The 11,708-nt window shown below is 74.6% G+C and carries 6 protein-coding genes; 1 reads left to right on the forward strand and 5 read right to left on the reverse strand.

The features are described from left to right. Window positions 1-294: 294 nt before the first annotated feature. Window positions 295-537, forward strand: coding sequence for a mycoredoxin (locus QOM21_RS12935; protein ID WP_393896663.1), 243 nt, complete (start codon window positions 295-297; stop codon window positions 535-537). 219 nt (window positions 538-756) lie between these two features. Here QOM21_RS12935 and nudC read toward each other — a convergent pair whose 3' ends face one another. From nudC to QOM21_RS12960, 5 genes are all read right to left on the reverse strand, one after another. Beyond that, entirely contained in the window at window positions 757-1,692 is a 936-nt protein-coding gene (gene nudC, locus QOM21_RS12940) for an NAD(+) diphosphatase (RefSeq protein WP_393896664.1), read from the reverse strand. Between the two features lie 109 nt (window positions 1,693-1,801). After that, on the reverse strand, window positions 1,802-3,202 hold the full coding sequence (locus tag QOM21_RS12945; RefSeq protein WP_407550043.1) for a dipeptidase: 1,401 nt from the start codon (window positions 3,200-3,202) through the stop codon (window positions 1,802-1,804). Window positions 3,203-3,212: 10 nt separating this feature from the next. Beyond that, a complete protein-coding gene (locus QOM21_RS12950; RefSeq protein WP_407550044.1) occupies window positions 3,213-7,034 on the reverse strand; it encodes a UvrD-helicase domain-containing protein in 3,822 nt (1,273 codons plus the stop codon). 167 nt (window positions 7,035-7,201) lie between these two features. Beyond that, on the reverse strand, window positions 7,202-10,708 hold the full coding sequence (locus tag QOM21_RS12955; RefSeq protein ID WP_407550045.1) for an ATP-dependent helicase: 3,507 nt from the start codon (window positions 10,706-10,708) through the stop codon (window positions 7,202-7,204). A 381-nt stretch (window positions 10,709-11,089) separates the two neighbouring features. Continuing rightward, the gene (locus tag QOM21_RS12960) at window positions 11,090-11,563 is read right to left on the reverse strand and encodes an MGMT family protein (RefSeq protein ID WP_407550046.1); all 474 of its coding nucleotides are present in this window, start codon (window positions 11,561-11,563) and stop codon (window positions 11,090-11,092) included. Window positions 11,564-11,708: the final 145 nt, after the last annotated feature.

Consider the following 11,708-nt stretch of genomic DNA (forward strand, 5'->3'; position numbering starts at 1 on the left):
CGTTGTCCACAGCTGCAGGAAAGCGGTCGTACGAGCTCGAAGCCCTGTGGACGAACGACGACCCGAGACCGCGCCGGACGGGGCTCGGGGCCCCATCCGGGGGGGGGGGTGGGACCCGGGACCCACCCCCACCAGGCGCCCGGCGGATTCCTGTCCTGGTGGGGGCCGGTTTGCCGTGGGTCGGAAGGGGCTCGGGAATGGTCTGGGTACGGTGTGCGTTCTTTCCCTTGTCGCCATGTCGGCTTCGGCTCCCGGCGGCATCGAACCCAGACTTATCGAAGGAGCGCGGGACGCATGGCGGGCACTGTGACGATGTACAGCACGACCTGGTGCGGTTACTGCCGTCGGCTGAAGGGCCAGATGGACCGCGAGGGCATCGCGTACACCGAGATCAACATCGAGACCGACCCGGAGTCCGCGGCCTTCGTGGAGAAGGCGAACGGCGGCAACCAGACGGTGCCGACCGTGCTCTTCCCCGATGGTTCGACGCTGACGAACCCGTCGCTGGCGCAGGTCAAGCAGAAGGTCGGCGCCTGAGCGCACGCGCAGTGAGCGGCCTCACAGGGGCCGCCCGCGAGGGGCCGTCGATCGGTTCGTTGGTCAATTCAACGGACCGATCGGCGGCCCTCTCGCTTGCGCAGACCTCACGCGCCCCCGCTCGACCGATCATGCGGACGCCCGACAAACCGGTCGCCCGGCCATTGGGCCGCCCGGCCATTCGATCGCCGGGCCACCCCCCTTCTCGGGCGGAGGGCCTCAGGGCTTGGGGAGCGGCTTGCCGTACCAGAGTTCGATGAGGCGGGCGGCGATGGAGATGCCGTAGGGCGGCAGGACCTCACCTGATTCGAAGGCGGCACGCAGGTCCTCGCGGGAGAACCACCGGGCCTCTTCGATCTCCTCGCCGTCCACCTGGATCTCGGAGGACGTGGCGCGGGCCATGAAGCCGAGCATCAGGCTGGACGGGAAGGGCCAGGGCTGGCTGGCGACGTAGTCGACCTCGCCGACGACCACACCGGCCTCTTCGAAGACCTCCCGGGCCACCGACTGCTCGATGGACTCCCCCGGCTCGACGAAGCCGGCGAGGGTGGAGAAGCGTCCCTCGGGCCAGTGGACCTGGCGTCCGAGGAGGGCCCGGTCCTCCTCGTCGGTGACGAGCATGATCACGGCCGGGTCGGTGCGCGGGTAGTGCTCGGCGCCGCAGGCCGGGCAGCGGCGGATGTGGCCGGCGGCCGCGATGACGGTGCGTTCGCCGCAGCGCGAGCAGAAGCGGTGCAGTCGCTGCCAGTTCTCCAGGGCGACGGCGTGCACGAGCAGTCCTGCGTCCCGCGGCGACAGCAGCAGTCCCGCCTCGCGCAGGCCAGCCGGGCGCGCGGACTGGTCCATGCGGCCGGGGAGGGAGTCCTTCTGCAGGGCGAAGTAGCTGACTCCGTCGTCGTCGGTGCCGAGGTAGTAGCGGTGCGCCTCGGTCATCGGCGCCTCGAAGGACGGCGTCATGATCAGCTCGGTGCGGCCGTCGGGGGTGTCGTCGATCAGCGCCTGGCCGCCGGACACCACGAAGACGCGCGTCGTCGGGTGGCTCCAGGCCGCCGCGAGCCAGGCTTCGTCGAGCCGGTGGTGCGCGGAGCGGTCGATTCCGCTCGGCGCGCTGAAGGTGAGCGGCCGGTCGGCGCTGTGGTCGGTCCAGGTGGTCACTGCTGTTTCCAACTCCCCCTGTGGCGTGGGTGGTTGCTGCGTGCGGGCGCCGATCGGTACGGCTGTGGGGGCACCTCCCGTGCTGTTCAGGCTACGGGGAGAGCACGGGTCAAGCGGTGCTCCAGTTCTCCGCCAGGTCACCCCAGAGGTGGGCGGCCGTCTCGACGCCCTTCATCAGCAGGTCGAGTTCGACCTTTTCGTTCGGGGCGTGCCAGCCGTCGGAGGGGACGGAGATGCCGAGGAACAGCACAGGCACGCCGAGGACGTCCTGAAGGTCGGCGGCCGGTCCGGAGCCGCCCTCGCGGGTGAAGCGGATCTTCTGGTCGAAGGCCCGTCCCATGGCGCGGACGACGGACTGGAGCGCGGGGTGGTCGAGCGGGGTGAGGCAGGGCCGGGTCGCGCCCCAGAAGGTGATGTCGTGGCGGATGCCGGCGGGGAGCCTGGCGGCGACCCAGTCCCGGACGGACTGCTGGACGGCTTCCGCGTCCTGTCCTGCGACCAGTCGGAAGGACAGCTTGAGCTGGGCTGTGGACGGCACGATGGTCTTGCCGCCGGGGCCCTGATAGCCGCTGCCGATGCCGTTGACCTCGGCGGTGGGGCGGGCCCAGAGGCGTTCCAGGGTGGTGCTGCCGGTCTCTCCGAGGGTGGCGTGGGAGTGCGCGGTGCGCAGCCATGCGGCTTCGTCGAAGGGCAGCTCGGCGAAGAGGGCGCGTTCGCGGTCGGTCAGTTCGATCACGCCGTCGTAGAAGCCGGGGATGGTGACGCGGCGGTCGTCGTCGTGGAGGGCGGCGACGAGGCGGGCGGCTTCGGTGGCGGGGTTGGGTACGGCGCCGCCGAAGGAGCCGGAGTGGATGTCCTGGTCGGGGCCGTACAGGTCGACCTGGCAGTCCGTCAGGCCGCGCATGCCGGTGCAGACGGTGGGGGTGTCCTCGGACCACATGCCGGTGTCGGAGACGATCACCGTGTCGCAGGCGAGGCGGTCGGCGTGCTTCTGGATGAGGGCGGGGAAGTTCGGTGAGCCGGACTCCTCCTCACCCTCGATGAGCAGCTTGAGGTTGACGGCGGGGGTGGTGCGGCCCGTCGCGGCGAGGTGGGCGCGGACGCCCAGGGTGTGGAAGAAGACCTGGCCCTTGTCGTCGGCGGCGCCGCGGGCGTAGAGCCTGCCGTCGATGATCTGCGGCTCGAAGGGGTCGGTGTGCCAGCCGTCCTCGACGGCGGCGGGCTGCACGTCGTGGTGGCCGTAGACGAGCACGGTGGGGGCTGCCGGGTCGCCGGAGGGCCACTCCGCGTAGACGGCGGGCAGGCCGTCGGTCTCCCAGACCTCGGTGGTCGGGAAGCCCGTTTCGGCGAGCTTCGCGGCCAGCCAGCGGGCGCTGCGGCGCACGTCGTCGGCGCGCTCCGGGTCGGCGGAGACGGAGGGGATGCGCAGCCAGTCGGCGAGGTCGCCGAGGAAGGTGTCGCGCCGACCGGTGAGGTACGCACGGACGGCGCTGTCCGGGGTTGTGCTCATACGCCCGAGCCTATCGGCCTTCCGGGGGAAGTCCGTCGTCGGTCTCACCGAGCAGGATGCGCTCCAGTCCGGCTCTGCCGGGCAGCCTTGGGGGTCTGACGACTTCGCCGCTGCGGACGTGGAGGAAGGCGGCATCGACGGCGGAGGGGCGCAGGCCGTGGCGCTCGGCCCAGGCGAGGCGGTAGATGGCCAGCTGGAGTGGGTCCGCGGTGCGGGTGCGGCCGGTCTTCCAGTCGATGATCTCGAAGTGGTCGCCGTCGGGGCCCGGGGTTTTGTAGACGGCGTCGATGCGGCCGCGGATGAGGCGGCCGGCGAGTGTGAGCTGGAAGGGGGCTTCGACGCGGTACGGGGTGCGGTGGGCGTACGGGGTGCGGGCGAAGGCTTCCTTGAGGGCTTCCAGCTCGGCTTCGTCGGCGATCTCGGTGGGTTCGTCCGGGTCGGCGCCCGGCAGCTCGTCGGGGCCGAGGAGCGGCAGGGGCAGCTCTTCGAAGCGGGATTCGACCCAGGCGTGGAAGCGGGTGCCGCGCCGGGCGGCGGGCTGGGGCGGGCGGGGCATGGGGCGGGCGAGTTCGCGGGCGAAGCCGTCCGGGTCGGCGGCGAGGCGGAGGAGCTGGGAGGCGCTGAGGGCGAAGGGCAGGGGGACGTCGCGGACGGTGGCGCGGGCTCGGCGGAGTTCGGCGGCGAGGGCGCCGAGGTCGCGGTCCCAGGATCCGACGGTGCGGCGTTCCTCGGGGAGGAGGGAGCGGGGGGTGGCGTCGAGGGGGCCGGGGAGGCTGAGGTCTCCGGGGGTTTCGGAGGCGGCGGGGGTTTCGGGGTCGGCCGACTGCGACCGAGGGGTGTCCGGTGCGGAGCGCTGCGCGATGATGTGCGGCCGCCGCGGGGCGTTGCCAGTGCCGGTGCCCGTGTCTGTTCCGGTGCCGGTGCCAGTTTCGGTGCCGGCGAGCGGCCCCTCGATCCGGTCGTCGAAGGGGTCGGCGGCGTCGAAGGGGTCGGCTTCGGGGACGTCGTCGCCCGCAGGCCCTGCCTGGTGCCCCTCCTCCAGGGTGTCGTCCGGCGGCGGGGGCCCTTCCGGGTCGTACGCGCGGAGCCCACCGGAGGCAGCGTGCAGCGCGGCGCCCGGAGCACCCGGCGCCTCCTCCCGCAGGTCCGGCTCGCCCGGCCCCTCCGGCCACTCCGGCCCGTCCAGCGGCTCCGGCCCGTCCGGCCACTCCGGCTCGTCCGCCCACATCGCCTCGTCCGCCCACTGCGCGCCGTCCCGCGGGCCCGGCGCCTCCGCGGAGGCCGCACGGTGCTGCTGCCCGGTCGGGGCCGGCCGCTCGCGTCGTGCCAGGTGGGCGCGGACCGTGGCGGCCGCGGCGCGGCGGCGGGCGGTGGCGGTGGGGTCCAGGGGCAGGGGCCAGTCCTGTTCGGTGGCGGCTTCGGAGAGGGCGGGGTTCTCCGCGTCCTCCTCGGGGGCGTCCGCCCATGCCTCGATCTCTCCGTGGCCCGACTCGCAGTGTGCGCGCAGCGCGTCGAGGAAGGCGGAGGGGCCGCGTGGCCGCTTCTGGTTGGGGCCCCACCAGTGGCCCGAGCCGAGGAGGAGGGAGCGGGGGCGGGTGAAGGTGACGTAGCCGAGGCGGAGTTCTTCGGTCTCCTGGTGGTGCTTCATCGCCTCCTTGAAGTTCTTCAGGCCGCGGGCGGTCCAGTCCTCGATGTCGGGGAGGGTGGCGTGGTCACCGCGCAGGGCGTGCGGGAGGACCTTGGGCTGGGTGATCCAGGACTCGCGGGCCTGTTCGCTGGGGAACTGCTTGCGCACCAGGCCGGGTACGGCGACGACGTCCCATTCGAGGCCCTTGGACTTGTGGGCGGTGAGCACCTTGACGGTGTTGCCGCCGCCGGGGAGGGAGCTGTCCAGGCCCTTTTCGTGCTGGACGGCGGTGCGCAGGAAGCCGAGGAAGGCGAGCAGGGTCGCTTCGCCGTCGAGGGCCGAGCCGCCTTGCTGGGAGGCGAAGCCCGCGGCGGTGTCGAGGAAGGTGCCGAGGGTTTCGCGGCGGCGGGCGGCGAGGGCGTGCGGCGACGCGGACAGTTCGACTTCCAGGCCGGTGACGGCCAGCACGCGGTGCAGGACGTCCATCAGGGGGTCGCTGAGCGAGCGTCGCAGGTCGCGGAGTTCGGCGGCGAGGTAGGCGAAGCGGACCCGGGCGTCGGCGGAGAAGGGCAGGCCGTCGTCGGGTCCTTCGGTTTCCAGGAAGGTGTCGAGGGCGTCCGCGAGGGAGATCGTTTCGGCCGGGTCGACGCCTTCGACGGCCTCGGCGAGGCGTTGGTCGGGGTCGTCGGTGGGGCCGCCGTGGTGGGCGAGGGTGCGGGCGCGGCGGCCCAGGAGGGCGAGGTCGCGGGGGCCGATGCGCCAGCGGGGGCCGATCAGCAGGCGGACCAGGGAGGCGTTGGCCGTCGGGTCCTGGAGCACCTCGCAGACGGCGACGAGGTCGGCGATCTCCGGGAGGTGCAGCAGGCCGGAGAGGCCGACGACCTCGACGGGGACGTCCCGGGCGACCAGTTCGCCCTGGATGCGGGCGAAGTCGCCGGCGGTCCGGCAGAGCACCGCGATCTCACCGGGTGGGGTGCCGGTGCGGACGAGGTGGGCGAGGGAGTCGGCGATCCAGGACAGTTCCTCGGCGTGGGTGGGCAGCAGGGCGCAGCGGACGATGCCGTCGCGTTCGGCGCCGGGGGCGGGGCGGAGGGCTTCGACGCCGGCGTGCATGTCGCGCAGCGGGGCGGCGAGGCCGTTGGCGAGGTCGAGGAGCCGGCCGCCGCTGCGGCGGTTCTCGCTCAGCGCGAAGCGGTGGGCGGGGGTGCCGTCGGCGAAGGGGAAGTGTGCGGGGAAGTCGTCGAGGTTGGCGACGGAGGCGCCGCGCCAGCCGTAGATGGCCTGGCAGGGGTCGCCGACGGCGGTGACGGCGTGGCCGGTACCGGCGCCGAAGAGGCCGGAGAGCAGCAGGCGCTGTGCGACGGAGGTGTCCTGGTATTCGTCGAGGAGGACGACGCGGAATTCCTCGCGCAGGATCCGGCCGACGTCGGGGCGGGTGGTGGCGAGCGTCGCGGACAGGGCGATCTGGTCGCCGAAGTCCAGCAGGTCGCGGCGGCGTTTCTCGCTGCGGTAGGCGGTGACGAGGTCGAGGAGTTCCCGGCGGCCGCGGGCGGTTTCGGGGACCTTGCGCAGGTCGGCGTTGGAGAGACGGACGCCGTCGAGGGCGCTGAGCAGGTCGGTGTCGTGGGTGCGGAGCCGGTCGGGCGCGACGAGGTGTTCGGCGAGTTCGCCGTCGAGGGCGAGGAGGTCCTCGACGAGGGAGGGCAGGGACTTGGTGAGTGTGGGGTAGGGGCCGGGGGCGGCGCGCAGGACCCGGGCGGCGAGCTGGAAGCGGGTGGCGTCGGCGAGGAGGCGGGCGCTCGGTTCGAGTCCGATGCGCAGGCCGTGGTCCTTGAGGAGCTGTCCCGCGAAGGCGTGGTAGGTGGAGATCCGTGGCTCTCCGGGGGGCTGGTCGGCTCCGGGGCCTTCGGGGAGGAGGTCGGGGTCGGTGACGCCCGCGGCGAGGAGGGCGGCCCGGACGCGTTCGGCGAGTTCGCCGGCGGCCTTGTTGGTGAAGGTGAGCCCGAGGACCTGTTCGGGGGCGACCTGGCCGGTGCCCACCAGCCAGACCACCCGCGCGGCCATCACCGTCGTCTTGCCCGATCCGGCTCCGGCGACGATGACCTGCGGGGCGGGCGGGGCGGTGATGCACGCCGTCTGCTCCGGTGTGAACGGGATGCCGAGGAGCTCTTTGAGCTGCTCGGGGTCGGTGATGGGGGCCTGCACATCGGAAACCGTAGCGGGCCCCACTGACAGTCCCGGCGGGCCGGGTCTCGAAGCGGCGGGCGGCGGGCGGTCGGGTAGCCGCCTGCCTCGCCGGTCCCGTCGCCGGTCGTGAGCCCGCGGCGGGCGGCCCGTATGGCGCCGGTCCCGCGGATGCCCGGTGATGGTCGTCACTCCACCACGTGGCGTCCCTCCGGCTGGGCGCTGCACGAGGCGCGGAAGGTGCAGTGGGTGCAGTGGGTTCCGGTGGTGGGCGTGAACCGTTCCTCCAGGACGCGGCCGGCGGCCGTGGCGAGCAGGTCGCCGACCCAGTCCCCTTCCAGCGGCGGCTGGGCCTGGACGGTGGGCCGCGCCTCGCCGCCGTCCTTCTGCGGCGCGCCGAGGCGCAGGTGGACCAGTTCCGCGCCGCCGGGGTCGGGGGTGCGGCCCTCGAAGGAGTCGTCGACGGCGCCTTCCCGGACGGCGAGCTGGTAGACGGCGAGCTGGGGGTGGCGGGCGACCTCGGGGCCGGTCGGTTTCTGCTTGCCGGTCTTGAAGTCGACGACGTAGGCGCGGCCCTGGGGGTCGCGTTCGACGTGGTCCATGCTGCCGCGGATGCGGACCTGGTGGTCGCCGGCTTCGAGGGTGACGTCGAAGCCGTGCTCGGTGGCGACGGTCTCGCGGCCGCGTTCGTCGCGTTCGTTGACGTGCCAGCGCAGGAAGCGCTCCAGGGCGGCGCGCGCGTTGTCCTTCTCCTGGCGGGACTTCCAGGGCGCGTCGAAGGCCAGCGCGTCCCATACGGAGTCCAGGCGTTCCATGAGGACGGTCAGGTCGGCGGGCGTGCGGCCGGAGGCGACTTCGTCGGCGAGGACGTGGACGACGTTGCCGAAGCCCTGGGCCGCCGTGGCGGGGGTGTCGGCCTTGACCTCCCGGCCCAGGAACCACTGGAGGGAGCAGGTGTTGGCGAGTTGGTCGAGGGCGCTGCCGGAGAGCACGACGGGCCGGTCGCGGTCGCGCAGCGGGACGGCGCTGTGGGTCGCGTCGTGCAGGCCCCACCAGCTGTCGGGGTGGGCGGCCGGCACCAGTGCGTTGCCGTCGTCGTCGCGCAGGCCGGCCAGTTCGGCGAGCCGCTGTGCGGCGGCCTCGCGCAGCGCGGGGCTCGCCTCGGGGTCGACGGTGGTGGCGCGCAGTTCGGCGACGAGGGCGGCGACGGAGAGGGGGCGGCGGGGGCGGCCGGTGACGTCCTGGGGTTCGACGCCCAGTTCGGTCAGGAAGCGGGACGGCTGGTCGCCGTCGTCGGCGGCGGCTTTCACGGCGGTGACCACGAGGCGTTCGGCGGCGCGGGTGGCGGCGACGTAGAACAGTCGCCGCTCCTCGGCGAGCAGGGCGCCCGGGGTGAGGGGTTCGGCGAGGCCGTCGCGGCCGATCCGGTCCGCTTCCAGGAGCGAGCCGCGGCGGCGCAGGTCGGGCCAGAGCCCTTCCTGGACGCCGGCGACGACCACGAGGCGCCATTCCAGGCCCTTGGAGCGGTGGGCGGTCATCAGGCGCACGGCGTCGGGTCGGACGGTGCGGCGGGTGAGGGTGTCGGCGGCGATGTCCTGGGCGTCGAGTTCCTCCAGGAAGTTGAGGGCGCCGCGGCCACCGGTGCGTTCCTCGGCGCGGGCTGCGGTCTCGAAGAGGGCGACGACGGCGTCCAGGTCGCGGTCGGCGTTGCGGCCGGCCGCGCCGCCGCGGCGGGCGGCCCGCTCCAGGCGCTGCGGCCAGGGTGTGCCGTCCCACAGTTCCCACAGGGCCGCTTCCGCGGTGCCGCCGCCGGCGAGGAGTTCGCGGGCCTTGCGCAGGAGGAGACCGAGGCGTTGGGCGCCCCGGGCGTACGCGGGGTCGTGGGCCACCAGGCGCTGGGGTTCGGCGAGTGCTCGGGCGATCAGTTCGTCGGAGGGTCGGGGCAGGGCCCGGCCGGCCGCGCGTTCCTCCTCGCGCAGGGCGCGGCCCAGGCGCCGCAGGTCGGCGGAGTCCATGCCGCCCAAGGGCGAGGTGAGCAGCTCCATGGCGGTTTCGGCGTCGATCCGGGCGGCGGGGTCCTCGTCGGCGGCATCGCCACCGGGGTCGATACCGGGGCCGTCGCCGGTGGCGGAGTCGGGGCCGGTGGCGGTCCCGGCATCCGTTCCGGCGTCGGCATCGGTGGCGGCCTCGACGATCGCGGTGGCATCCGGGCCGGTGTCCAGCGCCGCCCTGGCTGCGGCCCGCAATGCGCCCAGGAGCGGGGCAACGGCGGGTTCGTGGCGCAGCGGCAGGTCGTCGCCGTCGATGTCGAGGGGCACTCCGGCGGACGTGAGGGCGCGGCGTACTGAGGGGATGGACCGCCCGCCGGCGCGTACGAGGACGGCCATCTCGCCCCACGGCACGCCGTCCTCCAGGTGGGCGCGGCGCAGGATGTCGGCGATGTTGTCGAGTTCGGCGCCCGGCGTCGGATAGGTGTACGCCTCGACGCGGCCGCCTTCCCGTACGGGTGTCGGCTCGCGGTGGGCGCGCACCTTCCGGGCCGGGAGCCGGGTGAGGGGCATTCTGCGGGTCAGCTGCCGGGTGGCGGCCAGCAGGGTGGCGCCGGCGCGCCGGGAGGTGCGCAGGACCGCGACCGGTGCCGGGGAGCCGTCGCCCCGCGGGAACGTCACGGGGAATTCGAGGATGCCGTTGACGTCGGCGCCCCGGAAGGCGTAGATCGACTGGTCGGGGTCCCCGAAGGCGACGAGGGTGCGGCCGGGGGCGCCGGGCGTGGGCGCCGCGGGGTGGCCGGCCAGGGCGCGCAGCAGCCGGACCTGGGCGACGTCGGTGTCCTGGTATTCGTCGACGTAGACGGCGTCGTAGGCGGCGCCGAGCCGGGCCGCGACGTCGGTGCGCTCGGCGAGCAGCACCGCGCGGTGCACCAGCTCGGCGTAGTCCAGTACGCCTTGGGCGTCCAGGACGTCGAGGTATTCGGCGAGGAAGCCGGCCGCGGCGCTCCAGTCGGGCCGGCCGGTGCGCCGGGCGAAGGCGCCGAGGGCGTCGGGGCCGAGGCCCAGTTCGCGGCTGCGGGCGAGCACCGCGCGGACCTCGTCGGCGAAGCCGCGGGTGGTCAGGCAGGCGCGCAGCTCGTCGGGCCAGTTCACCTGGGCGCGGCCGGCGGCCGCCAGCTCCGCTTGGCCTTCGAGGAGTTCCCGGACGACGAGGTCCTGCTCGGGGCCGGACAGCAGCCGCAGGGGGTCGGCGAAGAGGTCGGCGTCCTGGTGGGCGCGGACCAGGGCGTAGCAGAAGGAGTGGAAGGTGGTCGCCTGCGGGACGCCGCCGCGGCGGGCGGGGCGGCCCTGCGCGGGGAGGCCGGCGGGCAGGGCGTGCGGGCCCAGGCGGGCGGCGAGCCGGTCGCGGAGGGCGACCGCGGCCTTGCGGCTGAAGGTGAGGACGAGGATGCGTTCGGGGTCGCCGCCGGCGCGCACCCGTTGCGCCACGGACTCCACCAGCGTCGTCGTCTTTCCCGTGCCGGGGCCGGCGAGGACCAGCAGCGGGCCGTGCCGGTGGTCAACCACGGCGCGCTGGGCTGCGTCCAAGACAGGAGGATCCACCGGTCCCGGCGGGGTACGCACCAGTCGGTACGCGCCGGAGGCATCCCGCCGCGCCGCCCGGTGCGGCTGCGTCGGAGGGATGGCCGAGAAGGAGGAGCTCACGTGGATCGCCGGTCCTGGAAGGAGGTGCTGGTCGTGGTGCGGTGGGTGACGCCTGGCCGCGCGCCCCGGGGAGGAGCGGCGGTGCGGGCCGAGGTGCGCTGCGCGCCGGAGGGCGGGGCAGCGGTGACGGCAGTGCCCGACGGTACGCCAGGCCGGGCCGGGGTCGCAGCGGACGCCACGGCCGGGCGGACGGGTCCGGCGGCCGGGCCGGCTGGCCCGGTGGGTGTGCTGTCGACGGCGGGCGCGGGTGCGCTGTGCTCGGGGCGGCTCGCGGGTGTGCCGAGAATCATGGCCGCCGTGCCGACCGTTCCCGGCGTCCGGTGCGTCCGGGACATGCCGGACGTGCCGGGACTTCTGGGCGTTCCCTGCCGCTCGCCCGCGCTAGCCGTCCCCGCCGCCCCGGCCGTCCGAGCCGTCCCCCGCGTCCCGGCCGTCCCAGCGGGCCCGCCGCATGTCGAGCCGCGGTATGTGTCCCTCGGCCGTCCGCGACGCGCCGCGCAGGGGCGTGCCCTCGTCCCGGTAGTGCGCCAGCGCCCGCAGCTCGCTGCCCGGCAGCAGCGCACCGTCCGCGCGGACCACCCTCCACCACCGCACGGCGCCTCCGTAGAGAGACATCACCCGCCCCACCTGCCGGGGCCCGCCGGCGGCCGGCGGGTCCTCCCCGGCCAGCCACTCCGCGACATCGCCGTAGGTCATCACCCGGCCCGCCGGGATCAGCTCGGCGACACCGAGCACCCGCTCGGCGTACTCCGGCAGCTCCACGGGCCCGGCGCCGCGCCCCGAGGGCGCGGCGGCACCGGGTGTGCCCTCGTCGTCCGCGCCGTGCGCGGCCGCCGTATCTCCGGTCCCACTCATTCGGCCCATCCTGCCGCACCCCACCGACAACGGCCCCCGGTCCGGGCCCCGGTGGGCGGCCCGGCGTGTCCCGCGGCCGGTGGCCGCGCGGGGCGCGGGCGCGGTGCGGGGGCCCGCGTTCCGCTTTCCGCGTCCCCGAAATGCA

The sequence above is a fragment of the Streptomyces sp. Pv4-95 genome (assembly GCF_045782725.1).
Lineage (GTDB): Bacteria > Actinomycetota > Actinomycetes > Streptomycetales > Streptomycetaceae > Streptomyces.

Excerpts from the sequence above, each read along its gene's own strand:
- QOM21_RS12935 (WP_393896663.1), top strand. The coding sequence starts at position 295 with ATGGCGGGCACTGTGACGATGTACAGCACGACCTGGTGCGGTTACTGC.
- QOM21_RS12945 (WP_407550043.1), bottom strand. The coding sequence starts at position 3,202 with ATGAGCACAACCCCGGACAGCGCCGTCCGTGCGTACCTCACCGGTCGG.
- QOM21_RS12960 (WP_407550046.1), bottom strand. The coding sequence starts at position 11,563 with ATGAGTGGGACCGGAGATACGGCGGCCGCGCACGGCGCGGACGACGAG.